The 17,178-nt window shown below is 51.8% G+C and carries 19 protein-coding genes; 9 read left to right on the top strand and 10 right to left on the bottom strand.

What is annotated here, in order from left to right; translation table 11 throughout:
* Positions 1 to 46: 46 nt before the first annotated feature.
* The gene (locus L2Y54_RS21005) at positions 47 to 601 is read right to left on the bottom strand and encodes a pilin (protein ID WP_414718481.1); all 555 of its coding nucleotides are present in this window, start codon (positions 599 to 601) and stop codon (positions 47 to 49) included.
* A 342-nt stretch (positions 602 to 943) separates the two neighbouring features.
* Here L2Y54_RS21005 and L2Y54_RS20995 point away from each other — a divergent pair, with 342 nt between their 5' ends.
* The gene (locus L2Y54_RS20995; protein ID WP_236498836.1) at positions 944 to 1,255 is read left to right on the top strand and encodes a BrnA antitoxin family protein; all 312 of its coding nucleotides are present in this window, start codon (positions 944 to 946) and stop codon (positions 1,253 to 1,255) included.
* Here L2Y54_RS20995 and L2Y54_RS20990 read toward each other — a convergent pair.
* From L2Y54_RS20990 to L2Y54_RS21935, 6 genes are all read right to left on the bottom strand, one after another.
* The gene (locus tag L2Y54_RS20990; RefSeq protein WP_236498834.1) at positions 1,252 to 1,830 is read right to left on the bottom strand and encodes a Uma2 family endonuclease; all 579 of its coding nucleotides are present in this window, start codon (positions 1,828 to 1,830) and stop codon (positions 1,252 to 1,254) included. The two genes, L2Y54_RS20995 and L2Y54_RS20990, sit on opposite strands and share 4 nt — an antisense overlap.
* A 54-nt stretch (positions 1,831 to 1,884) precedes the next feature.
* Positions 1,885 to 2,280: a type II toxin-antitoxin system VapC family toxin gene (locus L2Y54_RS20985; protein ID WP_236498832.1), complete on the bottom strand. Its 396-nt coding sequence runs from the start codon at positions 2,278 to 2,280 to the stop codon at positions 1,885 to 1,887.
* Positions 2,280 to 2,489: an AbrB/MazE/SpoVT family DNA-binding domain-containing protein gene (locus L2Y54_RS20980; protein WP_236498831.1), complete on the bottom strand. Its 210-nt coding sequence runs from the start codon at positions 2,487 to 2,489 to the stop codon at positions 2,280 to 2,282. The genes L2Y54_RS20985 and L2Y54_RS20980 overlap by 1 nt, the downstream gene beginning before the upstream one ends.
* Before the next feature lie 171 nt (positions 2,490 to 2,660).
* Positions 2,661 to 4,094 carry a sigma-54-dependent transcriptional regulator gene (locus L2Y54_RS20975; RefSeq protein WP_236498829.1) on the bottom strand — a complete coding sequence of 478 codons (1,434 nt, stop codon included), beginning with the start codon at positions 4,092 to 4,094 and terminating at the stop codon, positions 2,661 to 2,663.
* A 19-nt stretch (positions 4,095 to 4,113) separates the two neighbouring features.
* Complete coding sequence (locus L2Y54_RS20970) at positions 4,114 to 5,742, bottom strand: two-component system sensor histidine kinase NtrB (RefSeq protein WP_236498828.1); 1,629 nt, start codon at positions 5,740 to 5,742, stop codon at positions 4,114 to 4,116.
* Entirely contained in the window at positions 5,700 to 5,942 is a 243-nt protein-coding gene (locus L2Y54_RS21935; protein WP_374048252.1) for a PP0621 family protein, read from the bottom strand. Before L2Y54_RS21935 ends, L2Y54_RS20970 begins: the two co-directional genes overlap by 43 nt.
* A gap of 62 nt (positions 5,943 to 6,004) precedes the next feature.
* On the opposite strand from L2Y54_RS21935, the gene L2Y54_RS20965 reads away from it, so the two are divergent.
* From L2Y54_RS20965 to L2Y54_RS20950, 4 genes are read left to right on the top strand one after another with little or no spacing between them, the layout of a single operon-like run.
* On the top strand, positions 6,005 to 7,711 hold the full coding sequence (locus L2Y54_RS20965; RefSeq protein ID WP_236498826.1) for an NAD+ synthase: 1,707 nt from the start codon (positions 6,005 to 6,007) through the stop codon (positions 7,709 to 7,711).
* A 2-nt stretch (positions 7,712 to 7,713) separates the two neighbouring features.
* On the top strand, positions 7,714 to 8,052 hold the full coding sequence (locus tag L2Y54_RS20960) for a P-II family nitrogen regulator (RefSeq protein WP_236498824.1): 339 nt from the start codon (positions 7,714 to 7,716) through the stop codon (positions 8,050 to 8,052).
* A 59-nt stretch (positions 8,053 to 8,111) separates the two neighbouring features.
* Entirely contained in the window at positions 8,112 to 9,623 is a 1,512-nt protein-coding gene (locus L2Y54_RS20955) for a tRNA(Met) cytidine acetyltransferase TmcA (protein WP_236502075.1), read from the top strand.
* A gap of 2 nt (positions 9,624 to 9,625) precedes the next feature.
* A complete protein-coding gene (locus L2Y54_RS20950; protein ID WP_236498822.1) occupies positions 9,626 to 10,681 on the top strand; it encodes an acyltransferase family protein in 1,056 nt (351 codons plus the stop codon).
* Between the two features lie 12 nt (positions 10,682 to 10,693).
* Here the strand turns inward: L2Y54_RS20950 and L2Y54_RS20945 are convergent, their stop codons facing one another.
* Both L2Y54_RS20945 and L2Y54_RS20940 read right to left on the bottom strand, forming a co-directional pair.
* Positions 10,694 to 11,461: an undecaprenyl-diphosphate phosphatase gene (locus L2Y54_RS20945; protein ID WP_236498821.1), complete on the bottom strand. Its 768-nt coding sequence runs from the start codon at positions 11,459 to 11,461 to the stop codon at positions 10,694 to 10,696.
* 21 nt (positions 11,462 to 11,482) lie between these two features.
* Entirely contained in the window at positions 11,483 to 12,709 is a 1,227-nt protein-coding gene (locus L2Y54_RS20940; RefSeq protein ID WP_236498819.1) for a class I SAM-dependent methyltransferase, read from the bottom strand.
* A gap of 47 nt (positions 12,710 to 12,756) precedes the next feature.
* Between L2Y54_RS20940 and L2Y54_RS20935 the strand changes: the two genes are divergently transcribed.
* Positions 12,757 to 13,500, top strand: a complete 744-nt coding sequence (locus L2Y54_RS20935; protein ID WP_236498817.1) for a pteridine reductase — start codon at positions 12,757 to 12,759, stop codon at positions 13,498 to 13,500.
* An 8-nt stretch (positions 13,501 to 13,508) separates the two neighbouring features.
* On the opposite strand, the gene rfaH is transcribed toward L2Y54_RS20935, so the two are convergent.
* On the bottom strand, positions 13,509 to 14,024 hold the full coding sequence (gene rfaH, locus L2Y54_RS20930; RefSeq protein WP_236498816.1) for a transcription/translation regulatory transformer protein RfaH: 516 nt from the start codon (positions 14,022 to 14,024) through the stop codon (positions 13,509 to 13,511).
* Positions 14,025 to 14,223: 199 nt separating this feature from the next.
* Between rfaH and L2Y54_RS20925 the strand changes: the two genes are divergently transcribed.
* Genes L2Y54_RS20925 through L2Y54_RS20915 form a run of 3 tightly spaced genes read left to right on the top strand, consistent with a single transcriptional unit; the run spans position 14,224 to position 17,177 of the window.
* Positions 14,224 to 14,979 (top strand): ABC transporter ATP-binding protein, encoded by a 756-nt coding sequence (locus L2Y54_RS20925; RefSeq protein ID WP_311196211.1) that lies wholly within the window; start codon positions 14,224 to 14,226, stop codon positions 14,977 to 14,979.
* On the top strand, positions 14,976 to 15,737 hold the full coding sequence (locus L2Y54_RS20920; protein WP_236498814.1) for an ABC transporter permease: 762 nt from the start codon (positions 14,976 to 14,978) through the stop codon (positions 15,735 to 15,737). Before L2Y54_RS20925 ends, L2Y54_RS20920 begins: the two co-directional genes overlap by 4 nt.
* A gap of 6 nt (positions 15,738 to 15,743) precedes the next feature.
* Positions 15,744 to 17,177 (top strand): GldG family protein, encoded by a 1,434-nt coding sequence (locus tag L2Y54_RS20915; RefSeq protein ID WP_236498812.1) that lies wholly within the window; start codon positions 15,744 to 15,746, stop codon positions 17,175 to 17,177.
* Position 17,178: the final 1 nt, after the last annotated feature.

The raw sequence follows: 17,178 nt of genomic DNA, 5'->3' as shown, positions 1-17,178 counted from the left end.
GCTTGTTAATCAAGCTGCCTTTTACTATTAATAGCCTAACTGATTATTAACGGCATTCTGCTGGTGCATATTTGGCCAGCAAACCATTGGTTGGGGCAGTAACAGAGAGAGAACGTGCTGAAGCAGCGGTGTTGGTTGCAGATGCACATGCCCAATCTAATGGACCGGAAGCACCCGCAGCTAAGGCATCTTCTAAGGTTTGGATACCGCCTGGAGTACGAACTGAAGGAGTCATGGTGATTTCATTTTCTGTTGCTGCAACGCCGACAGAAGCAGGGTTAAATGTTACGGTAACAACACCTGTTGCGTTGTTAACTGCAATTTCATCGACGTATTTACTGGTAGGTGCAGTACCGTTGTAGTTATCTTGGCTATTCCAATCATCTGCTGTGATAACTAGATCTGCGGTAGAAGATACTTCCGTCGCCATAGCTAACTTCAGAGGGGATACCATGCCAATACCTTCCGTTACACGAGCGCGGATGGTGTAATCTTGGTAAGCGGGCAGTGCAATCGCAGCCAAAATGCCGATGATGGCGACTACGATCATTAATTCGATCAGCGTGAAACCAGCTTGTGCTTTATATTGCGCTGTTCTCATGCTCATTTTCATTTTTGTTTTCATACTCATTTTCATCATTCCTTATTGTTAGGATTAGTTGGGAGATTTGTTAATGTCCTCAGACGCAAGGAGTAATGCATGAGACGTGCCAACTGCCATTTGGGTGTTAGCGGTAGGTTTTCTGGGATGATCGGTGGTTTTGCGGAGGTGGTTGTCAAAATGTGACAGGCAGGTAGGAGGAATGTGACAGCATGGAAGGGATGCGCTATAACGTAGTTACTTTTCTGTAAGTGAGATATTTATGGATTTTGAGTGGGATGAGGCTAAAAACATCCGTAAGCACTTCAGCGAGAAGGGCAGAACCTAAAGAAAGGAAACGTTATGGACAAGCAAACCAAAACTGTTAAATTCTCATTAGATGCCTTCAACTTACCCGCTTTGACCGCTAAGCAGGAAGAGGAGTTGAGGATATTAGCAGCGATGCCAGATGAAGAAATCGACTTCAGCGATATTCCCGAAGCGGGTGATGATGCTTGGAAAAATGCCGTGGTTGGTAAATTTTACCGTCCGATCAAGAAGCAAGTCACGGTGCGCATTGATGCTGACATTCTGGCATGGCTGCAATCCAGCGGCGCAGGCTACCAAACGCGGCTAAATCAACTGCTCCGCGAGGCGATGCAGCAGGCAGCTTAATCAAACCGCACGTCATCATAAAAATCCGCCAAACAACACGTCAACCCAATGCTATTCAAGGTCAAGCTTGCTTCTGCACCGCTACGCGTCATTAGTACCCATTCATCCTCATTCTGGCGGCGGAACAGTTCCACATAATACGTGCGGGGGTCAATCAGCAAATATTCCTCCAAACTGTCCAGTTTACGGTAGCTGATGAATTTACTGCCCCGATCTTTATCCTCGGTGGAAGGAGAAAGCACCTCGACAATCAGCTTGGGGTGATGTTTGGCATAATCCCGCTCCACCAACTGATCGGAAGGCTCGCACGTTACCATCACATCCGGGTAGAAAAAGGTATCATCTGCCGCAATACGCACCTTCATATCCGCAATGTACGTGCTGCACCCAGAGCCGCGCAGTTGTTGCTTAATCAGCAAAGCCGCATTCAACGTCACTTTAACATGCCGGTCAGAAGCCCCCGCCATCGCGTAAACTTCGCCGCGAACGTATTCTGATTTCTCGATGGCAAATTGCTCACCTTCCAAATATTCCTCAAGCGTGAGGTAATTGTCTTGCCGTAGTGCATAACCCATGTGCGAATCTCCTGTGCCGATGCCATTGATAATAGCGTATCTGAACACGCAGCGTCATGAACGTACAAACTTCTGGGTCTTGTCAAAGTAGATGACGTGCGGCAAATCTTTAAAATGATCGTCCGCAGTGACCAACACAACATCCGCATAGCGTGCGGTGGCATAAATAACAGCATCCGCAAACGACAGCTTATGCTCCAACGCCAAATCTGCCGCCAGTAAGCTAATGGCAGTGTGTAGCGGCACTACAATCCCTTGCTCTGTAAGCGCCGCAACTTCTAACGCCCGATTTTCGCCGCGCTCACGCTTGACCCATTTGTAAAGCTCAAACTGGATAACCGTTGGCACATAAACTTGTTCAATATTCTCAAGCCACGGCTCAAATTCGGCGACTAACGCCCCTTCGGTCAGCCACTCAATCCAACCACAGGTATCGACTAGGCAAGCCATTAAAAACGATCCTGCCGATCACGGACGTTCTCAGTATTTACGCCCTTGAGAAACCCCCGCATTTCCTTGATCGAGCGTACTTGCACCAATTCAATCACTTTGCCTTTCGCCAGCACAGTAAATTGTTGACCCGCTTGTAAGTTGAGCAACTCACGAATGCCTTTGGGTATCGACAGTTGGTATTTACTTGAAAGTGTCGCGGTGTACATTTTTACGTTTCCTTGATCTATGTGCTATAGCGTAAGAATAGTGTCTGCGGCGGGCAAACGCAATACCAACAGCACTTCAACTCGCCAACACAAACGGTAGAAAGTTATCCTTAATACGATTTTCGCGTTAAAAACGGCATCATACTTCCATTTTTAACGTGAAAAACGGTATTAACCCTCATCCAACCCATACTTCTGAATCCGGTAACGCAACTGCCGGAACGACATCCCCAATACTTCTGCTGCCTTCGTCCGATTCCAGCGCGTCTGTTCCAACGCCCGCAAAATCAAATCACGTTCCGCCTCCTCATCCACGGGATTCCATGCTGGTAACATGTCCGCTTCTCCCTTCATCACCTTCTTCTCTTCAAGCCCCTCGCCACTTAGAGGGACGCCGCCAAAGCGGCTGGGTGCGGGGTTGGGGTGAGGGGTAACAACTGCCACCGGCAACTGCAAATCATCCGGCTGAATCGTATTGTTATCACACAACGTACTCGCCCGCTCCAGCACGTTTTCCAGCTCGCGCACATTCCCCGGAAACCCATACGCCCCCAACTCTTGCCGCGCCGCAGGCGACAACCGAATCGGTGGCATCTGCCAACGCTCGGCAATTTTCTGCAAGAAAAAGTCCGCCAACAGCAAAATATCCTCCTGCCGTTCGCGCAGCGGTGGCACTTTCAACTTGATCACATTCAAACGGTAATACAAATCTTGCCGGAAATGCCCCGCCGCGACCTCGTGTTCTAAACTCTTGTGGGTCGCGCTCAGAATCCGCACATCCACCGGGATTTCTTCCAAGCCTCCCACGGGTTTAACCGCGCCTTCCTGAATCGCCCGCAACAATTTGACCTGCATAGTCAACGGCAAATCAGCCACCTCATCCAAAAACAACGTGCCTTTGTGCGCCGCTTGAAACAGCCCCTGCTTATCCGCCATTGCGCCGGTAAAGCTGCCTTTTTTGTGCCCAAAGAATTCGCTTTCCATCAGATTTTCAGGAATCGCCCCGCAGTTGACCGGCACAAACGGCGCTTTGACCCGCGAACCTTGCTGGTGAATCTGGTGCGCCACCAATTCCTTACCGCTGCCCGATTCACCGTGGATGTAAACCGGCGCTTGGCTACGTGCCAGTTTGTGGATGGTGGCTTTGAGTTGCTGCATCGCCGGGGAATTGCCCAAAATACTGTTGCTGTGGGTGTCGCTATCATCATCCGTTTGCGCGGGCTGTTTGCCTTTACCAGCGGAAAGCTTCAGGGCGGTTTGAATCAACTCGCGCAGTTTTGGCAAATCCACGGGTTTGGACACGAAATCGTAAGCACCCGCTTTGAGCGCTTCCACTGCTGTATCCATGCTGCCAAACGCCGTAATCACCGCGACAGGAATGTGCGGGTGATTTTTTTGCAGGTAACGCACAATGTCGATGCCGCTACCGTCGGGTAGTTTCATATCGGTCAGGCACAGGTGCGGGCGGTATTTTTCGATCTGGCTGAGAGCGCTCTCCACGTCGCCAGCGGTGATGGTATCCAGCCCCATGCGTAACAGGGTGATTTCCAACAGTTCACGAATGTCAGGTTCATCATCAATGATGAGTACGGTTTGTTCAGTCATTTATAATTATCTTATGGTTTTAGCGATGATGCGCAAACACCAAGCGGAAACAGCTTCCACCTGACGCTAATGCAACATAGTCTAAGGTTGCGCCATTGGTCAAGCACAGTTCGCGTGACATGAATAAACCCAAGCCTGTGCCTTGGGTGCTGGTGGTGAAAAACGGTTCAAACAGGCGTTGGCGTTGCGCTTCGGTCATGCCGCGCCCGTTATCCATCACATTGAGCATAATGTCGCGGGTATGGGTCGGGTTGCCGCCGTGAATGTCGAGTTGTAAATACTTGGGGTTGTCGTGGGCGTATTTGTAGGCGTTGCTGCACAAGTTCCAGATGATTTGGTGCAAATGCGCCGGGTCGAACTCAATCACCGTGTCCGCCGGTTCAATGAACAGATTCATTTGATCGTCACGCAATTTGTTTTGCAGTAGGAAATCTTTGCGGAATTCGTGTAACCACAATTTGAGCGCCAAGCGTTCACGGTTGGGCGTTTTTTTGCGGGAAAGGTTAAGCACGCTTTCGATGGTCAGATTCATGCGGCGGGCATTGGATTGGATGATTTGCAGCAGGCGCAGGTCGGCTTTGTCAAAATTTTGGGATTCGCCCATGAGTTGGGCGGCGTGGCTGATCGCGCCTAAGGGGTTGCGGATTTCGTGGGCAATGCTGGCAGTGAGCTGACCGAGGGAGGCGAGTTTGGCACTTTGCAATTTTTCGCGTTGTTCGGTGGTGTCTTCCAGATTGATCATGGTGGCGCGGCGCGATTGATTCCCTAACTGGGAAAAACGCGCCCGCATTTCGGTGGTGTTTTGGTGGCGCACGTCAAAGCTGGCAATACGCGGGCAAATCGTGTGCAGCCAATGTTGCAAGTGATGATCGAGTTCGGGGGCGAATTGTTGCAAGGGTTTGCTGCGCCAGTTGCCGGGTTGCCCTAGCATGTCCCACGCGGATTCATTCATGTGGCGGATTGCGCCGGAACCTTCCACCACCACAATGCCGGATTCGAGTTTGTCGAGAATCGACTGGTTGAGTTGTGAGAGGTTGGCAAGATCAACGCCGCGCCGTTGGGCTAAGGAGGCAACCGCGCTGGCTTTGCGAATCCAGCGATTGCTGGCGAGGCTGATCAACAGAATGAACAAGGCAATCAAGCCGCTGTGCATCACACCGCCGCTGTCGGATTCCCCTTTGCTTTGCAGCCAAATTTGCATGGCTACCAACAATATCCCCGTCACTGTTGCCAATAGCAGCGAGACATGACCGGGGTTGCCGAGGTGAGGAATTAAGACTGGGATCAGCAATAAGATACCGAAACCCGCGCTAATCCCACCGCTGGAATACAGCAAGCCTAGCAGGATGGCAATGTCGAGGATAACAAACGACACGGTTTGCACGGGCAAATCCGGCCATTGGAAATACGAGGCGAGATTGCTAACAACCGCTACTAATAGGTATGCCCCCGTGAGCCAGACAAATAGGTTGGGGTCGTGATTCCCCAGTTTGACATTGCTGTAGTCCAACACCAACGATACCAGTAATGCGCCCGCCAGCGTGAAGCGGTAGACATGGTAGAGGCGTAATAAATTCCACGGGTCTTCGTGTAAAAAGACCGGGATTAGCTTTTCGTCAAGTGTTGTTGCGCGTGTTCCAGACTGCAAAAGTGTTTCCCCCCCTGGGAAATCGCTTCAGGTGCCGGGACATGCAGGCCGCAATGTTCGCAGCGTACCATGCGGGTGTTTGTTGTGATTTTCCCGGACGATTGTTGGTGTTTTTGTTTCAGGCTTTGCCTACGTTGCCAAGATTTTAACAGAAGGAAACCGACTACCAGCAAAACAAGGATAAAAATAATGCGGGACATGATGTGTTACAGCCTTTTCAGGTATAGTCTTTGACTTAACTACCTTAACGTTTTATGACACTGTGCAAAAGAAAAATCAGACATTACGCATCGCTTTAGCCCAATTGAATGTGTGTGTGGGGGATGTGCAAAATAATCTCGGTCAAGTACAAGCCGCTATCCGTCAAGCGCGGGAGCAGCAGGCTGACTTGATTGTCTTTCCAGAACTGGTCTTGGCGGGGTATCCGCCGGAAGATTTGCTGTTTCGCCCCGACTTTTTGACGCAAATGCAGGCAGGCGTGGAAACCTTGGCGGCAGAAACGGCTGGCATCACTGTGATTGTGGGTGTGCCGTTACGTCGTGGTACAGCATTGCACAATATGGCGTGCGTGTTGCGCGATGGGCAGATGGTGGCGGAATACAGCAAGCAATGTTTGCCCAATTACCGCGTGTTTGATGAAAAACGCTATTTTACGCCGGGTGCGCAATCCTTAGTGGTGGACGTGGCGGGCGTTAAGGTCGGTATCCTGATTTGCGAGGATATTTGGGAGGATGCGCCTGCTCAAGCGGCGGTGGCAGCCGGTGCGGAGGTGCTGTGTGTATTGAATGCGTCGCCGTTTAGTTACGACAAGCAGGCGCAACGGGCGGCATTGCTGCAACGGCAGGCGGCTAATAATCAATGTCCGCTGGCGTATGTGAATCTGGTCGGTGGGCAAGATGAGCTGGTGTTCGATGGCGATTCGATGCTGCTGGATGCGGCGGGGAATATCGTGTTTCGGGCAGAGGCGTTTGCGGCAGGGGTGTTTGTTCGGGATTGGGATTTGAAGAAAGAAACCCCTCCCAGCCTCCCCTTGTCAGGGGAGGAGGAAGATGACTTACCATCTCTTGCTCCCTTCCCTGATAAGGGGAGGGTTGGGGAGGGGTTTCCCCCGCTTATCTACAAAGCACTGACGACAGGTATCCGCGATTACGTCCACAAAAACGGTTTTTCCAGCGTATTGCTGGGCTTGTCGGGTGGGATTGATTCCGCCTTGGTGTTGGCGTTAGCGGTGGATGCATTGGGGGCGGAAAATGTTGAGGCGGTGATGATGCCGTTCCATTATACCTCTGGCATGAGTTTGGAGGATGCGCAACAGCAAGCGGCCTGGCTGGGAGTGCGTTACCGCAATATACCGATTGCGTCGATTTACGACAGTTTCACGGCTTCGTTAGCGCCGGAATTTGGTGATCGCCCGGTGGATGTGACTGAGCAGAATTTGCAGGCGCGGATTCGCGGGGTATTGCTAATGTCGCTATCGAATAAGTTGGGCAGTTTGTTGCTGTCTACCAGCAATAAGAGCGAGAGCGCGGTCGGTTATGCCACCTTGTATGGCGATATGGCGGGGGCGTTTTCACCGCTGAAAGATGTGTACAAAATGCAGGTGTATGCATTGGCGGAATACCGGAATACCTTGGGGCAGGCGATTCCGCAGCGGGTGATTGAGCGCCCACCTTCTGCTGAGCTTGCACCGGGGCAAGTGGATCAGGATTCGTTGCCACCGTATGAGGTGCTGGATGCAATTTTGCGGCGTTTCATCGAGGGTGATGAAGTGCTTGAGGATATTATTGCCAGTGGATTCGATGCGGCAACCGTGCGCCGCGTGGTGAATCTGGTACTATTGAGCGAATACAAACGGCGGCAAGCAGCACCGGGCGTGCGCATTAGCGGGCGCGGTTTTGGTAAGGATTGGCGTTACCCCATTACCTCTGCTTGGCGTAAAAATTTACCTTTTAACCCCCCAAAGGAGTGAGCATGAAGCTGATTCAGGCGATTATTAAACCGTTCAAACTGGACGATGTGCGCGAAGCCCTAACCGAAGTTGGTGTCACTGGGATGACGGCCAGTGAAGTGAAAGGTTTTGGGCGGCAAAAAGGTCACACCGAGTTGTACCGTGGTGCGGAATACGTGGTGGATTTTCTGCCCAAAGTGAAGCTGGAAATCGTGGTCAAGGAAGAGGACGTGGACAGGGCGATTGAGGCGATTCAAAAAGCGGCACACACCGGCAAGATTGGCGACGGCAAGATTTTCGTGCTGCCAGTGGAACAGGCTATCCGTATCCGTACCGGCGAAAGCGGGCGGGATGCCGTATAAATAACCTGCCGCGTCGTCTGGAACTGATCGAGGGTTCCCAGACGCAATGCTTGCAGCGGGTGCAATGCCTGCTGCCTGCGGAAGGCGAGGTGTTTTGGCTGACGGGGAGTGCGATCAAAAAAGCGCATACTCTGTTGGGGCAAGAGTGTGATGCACTGGTGTTTGATGCGCATAGCGGCTTTGATGTGAATGCGTTTGCGGCAGTCAGTGGTACGTTGCGTGGCGGCGGTACGCTGTTTTTGTTGATACCACCGTTGGATGCGTGGGCAGATTTTCCTGATCCCGATTATCGGCGGTTTATTCCTTATCCTTATCAACCGGAAGACGTGCGTGGGCGGTTTTTGCAGCGCTTGGTGAGGATGTTGAAAACGGGTTGGCATGGTAGGTCGGGCTTTAGCCCGACAGTCGGACTGAAGTCCGACCTACAGGCAGTGGCGGTTGCAACTATTCTCCAAGCCAATGCCCCAGTGGTATTAACTGCTGATCGCGGGCGCGGTAAATCGGCAGCATTAGGCATGGCGGCAAGTCAATTGCAAGCAGCGCGAAAGCGGGTGCTGTTAACTGCGCCGTCACGGGCGACGGTGGCAACGGTATTCAAACACGCGGCATTGCCGCCGTCGTTTTTTGCTCCCGATGATTTGCTGCAAACCTTGCCGCAAGGCGATGTGTTGTTGGTGGATGAGGCGGCAGCGATTCCTGTGCCGCTGTTGTTGAAAATGCTGGAATATTATCCGCGTTGCGTGTTTTCCACCACTTTGCACGGGTATGAGGGGAGCGGGCGTGGGTTTGCCTTACGGTTTCAAAAAGAACTGGATGTGCGTGTTCCGAGTTGGCAGGCAGTGCGTTTGCACACGCCGATTCGTTGGGCTGAAAAGGATCCATTGGAACATTTCATCAATCGGGCATTGCTATTGGATGTCGATGTCGAGTTCCCCGTAGGGGCAATTCATGAATTGCCCCTACATCAAACCCAACAAATTTACCGTCAATTAAACCGTGACGAACTCGCCGCCAACGAACCCTTACTCCGCCAACTCTTCGGCTTGCTGATCACCGCCCACTACCAAACCCGCCCCTCCGATTTGCGCCAGATGTTGGACGCACCCGACATTTCCATCCACATCCTTGAACAGCACGGCGTGATTGTGGCAGTCGCCCTGCTGTCCCGCGAAGGCGGTTTGGATGCGCAACTGACCGCTGCGATTCACGCCGGAACGCGCCGCCCCCACGGACACCCCGTGCCGCAAACCCTCACTTTTCACGCGAAAATCCCTAGAGCAGCGGAACTCATTTGCGAACGGGTGATGCGTATAGCCGTGCATCCCGATTGGCAAAATCACGGTCTAGGTGCGCACTTGCTGGAACATCTGTTAGGATTCGCCACCCGCAGCGGGGCAGATTACGTGGGAGTGAGTTACGCCATGACCCCAGCATTGCTGCGCTTTTGGGAACGTGCCGGGTTTGTAATGGCACGGGTCGGGTTTCGCAAAGATACCGCCAGCGGTAGCCGTTCAGTGGTGCAAGTGAAAGCCTTGAGTGCGGCGGCGGCGTTATTGTTCAAAGGGTTATGAGCGTGGAAAAGGTTTTAGTGAGTGGGCAGCGGTTTCTTGCCCTCGATGCGCTGCGCGGTTTGGCCGCATTGTGGGTGGTGTATTTTCATGTCTACGGTGGCTTGGGTTATCTGGCGGTGGATTTCTTTTTGGTGTTGAGCGGTTTTATCCTCGCGCATCGTTATTTATACAGTGACAAACCGACCAGTGCAGCGGTGTTTATTAGCCATCGGGTGGCGCGTTTGTACCCGTTGCATCTCTACACGTTGCTGGTGTTTGTGTTGGTGCATTGGTTGATGTATTGGACGATGCCGAGCTTTCCTGATGGTGCCTTGTTTACCTTCGTTCAGAATCTGACCTTGACGCATAACATTGGCTTGAATCCACAGGGGCTGACATGGAATTACCCCAGTTGGTCGGTATCGGTGGAGTTTTGGGTCAATATTCTGTTTATTTTTCTGATTACCCGTAAAACGTCCAGTGGTTGGCTGTTTTTGTTGAGTACGTTTGGTCTGGTGAGCTTGGTGCGCTTGCATGGTAATTTGAATGCTCAGACGGAAATGTACTTCAGTATTCTCAATGCGGGCTTGTTACGGGGGATGGCATCGTTTTTATTGGGTATTTTAGCTTATCGCGTGTACCTGTTTTACCGGGATGATTGGCGGGTGACGCGGTACGCGGCTTGGTTGGAAGCTGCTTGTGTATTGGCAGTCGTGGGTATGCTCTGGAGTCGCACCGGGGGTTCAGCGGGGATGGATGTTTTTGTGCCGTATGTGGCGTTGTTGATGGTGGCAATTTTCGCGTTTGAACGGGGATGGTTATCTGTTGGTTTGCGTAGACTGGCGTATCTGGGAGAGATTTCCTATTCGGTTTACCTGAATCATTTGGTCGTCCTCATGATTTTCCGGCACTTCGCTTTGCAATACGGTTGGGATAAACCACTGATTTTGGGCTTAACGTTGGTGACAGTGCTGGTGTATTCGCATTTTACCCACCGTTATTTGGAAATTCCTGTGGGTAAGCGTTTGCGGCGGGGGCTGGAAGGATTGATTTCCAAACCCCCGCCGCAAGCTGCTTAACATGAAGTGGTATTACGCTATCCACCACAGCAGTAATAGCCCAAACAGAATGCGGTAAACGCCAAAGGTGCGGAAGGTAAAGCGTTCCAAAAATCCGATAAACACTTTCATGGTGAGGTACGCGACCAAAAAGGCGACGACAAACCCGACAATGAGCGGCACAAAGCTGGTGGTGGCGAATTCATCGTAGTGTTTTAACAGGGAATAGCCGGAACTCGCACCTAATACCGGCAACGCCAGCAGAAAGGAAAATTCCGTGCTGGATTTGCGATCTAAACCCGCCAACATGCCACCAATAATGGTTGCCCCAGCACGGCTTGTACCCGGTATCACCGCGAATATTTGAGCAAGGCCTACCCATGCTGCTTGGGTATAGCTGATGTCTTCCATCTTTTTGACTCGATGCGCATCTTCGCGGTAAAAATGTTCGACGATCAGGAAAATAATCCCGCCGATAATAAACATCCACGCCACGATCTCAACGTTAAACAGGCTTTCGATTAAGTCACTGAATAAAAAGCCAATGATGGCAATCGGCAGAAACGCGATTAACACTTTCATCCATAAGGCGAAATAGCGAGGGTGAAATTTTTCCGTGTAATTGGCGATGACCGCAAAAATAGCGGCAAATTGAATAATGATTTCAAAGGCAGTGTGTTGGGCATTCCGATCCATGCCTAGCCAGTCCGATACCACAATCATGTGTCCGGTGGAGGAAACGGGTAGAAACTCGGTAATGCCTTCGACAATGCCTAAAATAATGGCATGAAAAATATCCATGAACAGGTATTCCTAATGGTTTTATAAGTAGTGTTGACGGTTGGCAAGTCTAAAGCCATCCAGCGTTGGGGTAAATCCCTTGCTGAATGCGATTGCTTTGAAACGTTCCCCCATCTCGGCGGGCAGGCTTAAGGTGCGTACTTGTTGGGCGAGGTGGTATTGCTTAGCGGGGTTGGCTTCCAGCGCTTGCATGAATACAGCTTCCAAACCGCTGTTGGCGAGAAACATCGCTTGGGTGGTGTAGCCTGCCAATTCCAAGCCCGCATCCAGCCCCGCATTTGCCACTGCGGTGAAATCAACGCTCGCGGTAATGTCTTGCAAACCGGGGTAAATCAGTGGGTTGGCGTGTACGCGGTGTTGGTAATGGCACAGCAAGGTGCCTTCGGTGCGTTCCGGGCGGTAATAATCGGCGTGTTCGTAACCGTAGTCGATTAGCAGCAAGATGCCAGCGGCGAGGGTGTCTGCCATGCTGCGCATCCACGCGGGCAGGGCGGGGTTGAATTCGGAGGTGTAGGAAGAACCCCTCACCCCCAGCCCCTCTCCCTCAAGGGGCGAGGGGAGTAAGAGTTTTTGCACCGCACTAGGTAATTTTTCTCTTAGCCCCTCTCCCCTTGAGGGAGAGGGGTTGGGGTGAGGGGTAAAGGCGAAGCCTTGATCTGCGATGGTTACATCAACAGGAAACGGCACTCCATTTGTGACGGTAAACAATTCCACTGGCATCGCATCCAACACCTCGTTGCCGATGATCACACCGCGCAGTGGGTTTGCAGGCAAACGCTCTAACCATACCACCCGTTCTAGCAGGTGCGGCACGTGTTTTTGCAAGGTTTGGCGTTGGCGGTCGCGTAATTCGGGGCTGAGATCCAAAATCAGGTAATGGTCGGGCAAGCAGCCAATGTTTTCCAAATGTGCCAGTATATCGGCTGCCATAATGCCGCTGCCCGCACCCAATTCCACAATATCGCCGCCGCCAAGTTCGGCCAGCACTTGCGCACATTGGTTGGCAAGGCATTGTGAGAAGAGCGGGGAAATTTCCGGTGCGGTGATGAAGTCGCCCGCCTGCCCGATTTTGCGCAAACCTGCCACGTAATAGCCTAAGCCCGGTTCGTAGAGCGCCATTTGCATGAAGTCGTGGAAGGAAATGCTGCCACCGTTGCGTTCAATTGCTGCACGGATGCGTTGGGCGAGTTGTTCGCTGTGGGCTAATGCCTCGGCGGAAGGTGTGGGTAATGTGTCGGTAAAGCGCATGTCAGGTTATGATGGTAGAAAACACAAAGCTTAACAGAAGGTATGGCATGGCGACATTACAAGGTAAAGTAGCACTACTCACTGGCGCAGCCCGCCGCATCGGCGCAGAAATCGCCCGCACTCTCCATACGGCAGGCGCAACCGTCGTCATTCACTACCGCAATTCCGCAATGGATGCCGAACAACTGCAAGCCGAATTGAATGCGCAACGTGAAAACTCCTGCTTTTTGGTGCGCGGTGATTTACTTGACATCGCCAGCATTCCCAACTTAATCACGCAAACCATTGAGCAAGCGGGTCGACTCGATATTTTGCTCAACAACGCTTCATCGTTTTACCCCACGCCCTTAGCCACCGTGACCGAACAGCAGTTTGATGACCTGATCGGCACGAATCTGAAAGCGCCGCTCTTCATGGCACAAGCCGCCGCGCCGCATTTACAAGCCAATCAGGGCTGCATAATCAATATGGTCGATATTCACGGAATGCGCCCCCTGCAAGGTTACGCCGCCTATTGCACTGCTAAAGCCGGTTTGTTGATGTTGACACAAGTATTAGCGCGAGAATTAGGGCCAGATGTGCGGGTGAACGGGATTGCTCCCGGTGCAATCTTGTGGCCGGAAATGCCTGCCAATCACGCCATGCACGCTGAAATCCTGACGAAAACTGCCCTGAAACGTGAAGGTAGTCCCATCGATATTGCCAAAACCGTGCTATTTCTGGTGCGCGACGCGGATTATATTACCGGGCAAGTTATCCCTGTTGACGGGGGACGCTTGCTCAATCATTAGCTCGCTGCTTAAGCCGCGTACAAATGCCCCGGATTCAGCCCCAGCTTGGTGGATTTGTGGAGGATTTCCAGCAATACAATAACCCGTTCCTCGCCATCATACTTTTGGAAAATCGCTTCCAAGCCACGGAAAGGGCCTTCGGTAATGATAACTTTATCGCCGGTGTGGTAACGATCAAGGTCGATGGAGCGTTCGCCGAACAGGGCTTCCTGCGCTTTCAGGGAGGCAATAAGCTCGTCAGGTACACGCGCTGGTTCTAGCCCAAAGCGGACAAAGCTGCTGATGCCGGTGGTGGAGCGAATCGGTGCCCAATTGTCATTCACACCTTTATCCAGATGAATGAACATGTAACGTGGGAATAACGATTCGGTTTTGGTGATGACTTTGCCACGCTGGGTGCGGAGGCGTTTGGCAATTGGACGGTAAACGTCGTAACCTTGATTACGCAGTTGGAATTCTGCAACGTCATCTTTGTGCGGTTTACTGGTCAGCAAGAACCAGTTTCTAGCCATTTCGACACTCATGTTTGATACCTTTAGTAAGCCCAACTAAACCTTTCGTCAACGCCACACTTGCCAAATCCCCAAACCTGAGAAGCATATTCGCGTTACCCTGTTTTCAGTCTATTCGATATACTGCTAAGTTCAATCCTTATTTTAATAGAAAATTTCTATCAATCTCGCATAATTATTAATGAGCACTGAATGGACAAGGGCAAGTTACATGATAAATCATCAAGATAGGCTGATTAGTGCAGTAGGATTATCACGCTATTACAGCGAGCACTGCGCCGTAAATAATTTGGAAGTTGTATTGGACAAAGGCGAAGTGTTGGGTTTGCTGGGGCCAAATGGTGCGGGAAAGTCGACCACTATGCAAATGTTGACCGGCAATCTTGCCCCTAGCATGGGTGAAATTAAGATCAACGGCATCGACTTATTGGATGAACCACGCAAAGCCAAGCAGCAACTGGGCTATTTGCCGGAACAGCCGCCGGTGTACCGGGATTTGACGGTCAGCGAATACCTGCATTATTGCGCCCGTTTGCGTAACGTTCCCGCAGCGCAGTGCCGCAAGGCAGTGGATTACGCCAGTGAGCGTTGTGGTTTGCAGGCAGTTAGCCAGCGGCTGATTGGCAACCTTTCCAAGGGATTTCGGCAACGTGTGGGGATTGCACAGGCCATTTTGCATAACCCAGCGGTGGTGATTTTGGATGAGCCGACGGTGGGCTTAGACCCAATTCAAATTCGCGAAATCCGTAGCTTGATCCGCGAATTGGGTAAGGATCACGGGATTATTTTGTCGACCCACATTTTGCCGGAAGTGCAGGCAGTGTGTGATCGGGTGCAAATTCTTAATCGGGGCAAAACGGTGTTTAACGGTACGTTGGATGGGGTGGAATCCTTGGAAAAAGTATTTTTCGACCTGATTTTCCGTGAAGAAGCGCTGAGTGATGCGCAGCAGGAGGTGGCAGCATGAGGGCTATTTGGGTAATCGCCAGTACCGAGTTTCGCCGCATGTTTGTGTCGCCATTGGCTTGGAGCATTCTGGCGGTGGTGCAATTTATTTTGGCGTGGATGTTTTTGCTGGGGGTGAATGAATACACCTTGCAAACGCAAGCAAATGCTGTGGGGGCAGAGGATATGGCAGGGATTAGCGAAGCACTGATTCCGTTTTTGTTTTCGACCGCCGCGTCGATTATGTTGGTGGTCACGCCGTTGATTACGATGCGCTTGTTTGCGGAAGAGCGCATGAATCAAACCTTGATTTTATTGACCTCTTCGCCGGTTTCCAATACGCAAATTGTGTTGGGTAAGTATTTGAGCGTACTGGGTTTTGTAGTGCTGTTCGTGGCGTTAGTGGCATTGATGCCGCTGTCGTTGGCGCTGGCGACACCGTTGGATTGGGGGCAATTAGCCGCCGCCAGCTTAGGGTTGCTGTTGTTATTGGCAGCGTTTGCGGCAGCGGGTTTGTTTTTGTCGTCGTTAGCGCGGCAGCCGGTGATTGCTGCTGTCACGACGTTTGGATTTTTGTTGCTGTTGGATGTGTTGTATCAGTCGGGGAATGCGCAAGGCTCAGCGAGTGAATTGTTTGTGTATTTGTCGGCATTCGGGCATTTTTTGTCGTTTGCCAGCGGTATGTTTAATAGCAGTGATCTGGTGTATTACGGGCTGTTTATTGCGGGATTTCTGATTTTGACCATCCGCAAACTCGATAATGATCGGTTACAGGGGTAAGCAACAATGAAAATGACTAAAACGTCCCACCGTTGGCTTGGGTTGCACAATGCTATTTTTTATCTGTTAGTGGTGTTGGTTATTGGGCTGTTGGGTTTTTTGAGCCGCGAATTCACGTTTGTGGCGGACTGGAGTCAAAGTGGTCGCAATAGCCTGTCTGCGCCGACGCAAACCTTATTGAAAAATCTGGATCAACCGCTGGCGTTTATTGCCTACATTCCCGATAACCCGACCTTGCAGACGCAAGTGAAGGATTTGGTGGCGAAATATCAGCGGGTGAAGCCGGATACGACCTTGGAATTTGTGAACCCTGATCTTGACCCCGCACGGGCGCAGCAAGATGGTATTGAGCATTCCGGGCAGTTGGCGATTCATTTGGGGGAGCGCAGCGAGGTGATGGATTCTGCCAGTGAGCAAACCATCGGCAATGCGATTCAGCGCATGAGTCGGGGCGGTGAGCGTTTGGTGGTGTTTCTGGAGGGGCATGGGGAACGCCAACCCTTGTCATCAGAATCCACCGGCATGTCGCAATTGGTGGCGCAGTTGCAACGCAGCGGGTTTTTGGTGCAACCGCATAATCTGGTACGCACCCAGTCGATTCCACAGAATGCCAGTTTCGCGGTGATTGCCGCGCCGCAACAGGATTTCCTGCCCGGTGAAGTCGCGGTATTGAAAACTTATGTGGAACAAGGCGGTAATTTGCTGTGGTTGCAAGATCCCGGTGGTTTGCGTGGGCTGCAAGCGTTGGAGGAATTGCTGGGTTTGCAAATCCATACAGGAACGGTGATCGATGCCAATGAAGATTTGCAGGCGATGTTGGGGATTAATCACCCAGCCGTTGTGCCGGTGGTGGATTATGGGAAAGCGGAGCTGGTGAGCAAACTGGCAGGCAAGCAAACTGTGTTTCCGTTTGCAACGCTGGTGGCGCGTGACCCGCAAGCCGGTACGAAAGATGGCGCTCTTATCTGGCAAGCGGAGGAGTTTCTGTACACCTTGCCCGCGAGTTGGTTGGAAAGTAGCGGGGTATTGGAAGGGGCGGTGAAATTTGACGAGGGCAGCGACGATCAGCCAGGCCCCGTGCCAATTGGGGTTAGTTTGGTACGGCAGTTGGCTTCGACTTCGCTCAGCCAGCAAGAGGCGCAGGAGACGGTCGCTGAGCGAAGCCGAAGCGAACAGCGGGTTGTCGTCATGGGCGATAGCGATTTCATGCTGAATAGCTTCATTGGGCAGGGGGCGAATTTGGATCTTGCCAGCAATATTTTCAACTGGTTGAGTGCTGATGACAGTTTGCTGAAAGTGCCGGTGATTCGCGCCCCCGATACGCAATTGGAATTGAGTGAAACGGCTGGTGCGGTGTTGGGTACGTTCTTCCTGTTTGTTTTGCCGCTGGGCTTATTGGCGGCAGGTTTGTGGATTTGGTGGCGCAGACGGAGACGTTGAG

Origin of the sequence: Thiothrix winogradskyi (assembly GCF_021650935.1) — a bacterium.
Taxonomy (GTDB): Bacteria; Pseudomonadota; Gammaproteobacteria; order Thiotrichales; family Thiotrichaceae; genus Thiothrix; species Thiothrix winogradskyi.
The sequence above is the reverse complement of the archived record's forward strand: the minus strand, read 5'-3'. Positions and strand labels throughout refer to the sequence as shown.

What these genes read in the sequence shown, in the direction of transcription:
- L2Y54_RS21005 (WP_414718481.1), bottom strand. Translation starts at nt 601, where the DNA reads ATGAGAACAGCGCAATATAAAGCACAAGCTGGTTTCACGCTGATCGAA.
- L2Y54_RS20935 (WP_236498817.1), top strand. Translation starts at nt 12,757, where the DNA reads ATGGCGACATTACAAGGTAAAGTAGCACTACTCACTGGCGCAGCCCGC.
- L2Y54_RS20990 (WP_236498834.1), bottom strand. Translation starts at nt 1,830, where the DNA reads ATGGGTTATGCACTACGGCAAGACAATTACCTCACGCTTGAGGAATAT.
- L2Y54_RS20960 (WP_236498824.1), top strand. Translation starts at nt 7,714, where the DNA reads ATGAAGCTGATTCAGGCGATTATTAAACCGTTCAAACTGGACGATGTG.
- rfaH (WP_236498816.1), bottom strand. Translation starts at nt 14,024, where the DNA reads ATGAGTGTCGAAATGGCTAGAAACTGGTTCTTGCTGACCAGTAAACCG.
- L2Y54_RS20945 (WP_236498821.1), bottom strand. Translation starts at nt 11,461, where the DNA reads ATGGATATTTTTCATGCCATTATTTTAGGCATTGTCGAAGGCATTACC.
- L2Y54_RS20985 (WP_236498832.1), bottom strand. Translation starts at nt 2,280, where the DNA reads ATGGCTTGCCTAGTCGATACCTGTGGTTGGATTGAGTGGCTGACCGAA.
- L2Y54_RS20915 (WP_236498812.1), top strand. Translation starts at nt 15,744, where the DNA reads ATGAAAATGACTAAAACGTCCCACCGTTGGCTTGGGTTGCACAATGCT.
- L2Y54_RS20995 (WP_236498836.1), top strand. Translation starts at nt 944, where the DNA reads ATGGACAAGCAAACCAAAACTGTTAAATTCTCATTAGATGCCTTCAAC.
- L2Y54_RS20980 (WP_236498831.1), bottom strand. Translation starts at nt 2,489, where the DNA reads ATGTACACCGCGACACTTTCAAGTAAATACCAACTGTCGATACCCAAA.
- L2Y54_RS20920 (WP_236498814.1), top strand. Translation starts at nt 14,976, where the DNA reads ATGAGGGCTATTTGGGTAATCGCCAGTACCGAGTTTCGCCGCATGTTT.
- L2Y54_RS20975 (WP_236498829.1), bottom strand. Translation starts at nt 4,094, where the DNA reads ATGACTGAACAAACCGTACTCATCATTGATGATGAACCTGACATTCGT.
- L2Y54_RS20940 (WP_236498819.1), bottom strand. Translation starts at nt 12,709, where the DNA reads ATGCGCTTTACCGACACATTACCCACACCTTCCGCCGAGGCATTAGCC.
- L2Y54_RS20925 (WP_311196211.1), top strand. Translation starts at nt 14,224, where the DNA reads ATGATAAATCATCAAGATAGGCTGATTAGTGCAGTAGGATTATCACGC.
- L2Y54_RS21935 (WP_374048252.1), bottom strand. Translation starts at nt 5,942, where the DNA reads ATGTCCCGCATTATTTTTATCCTTGTTTTGCTGGTAGTCGGTTTCCTT.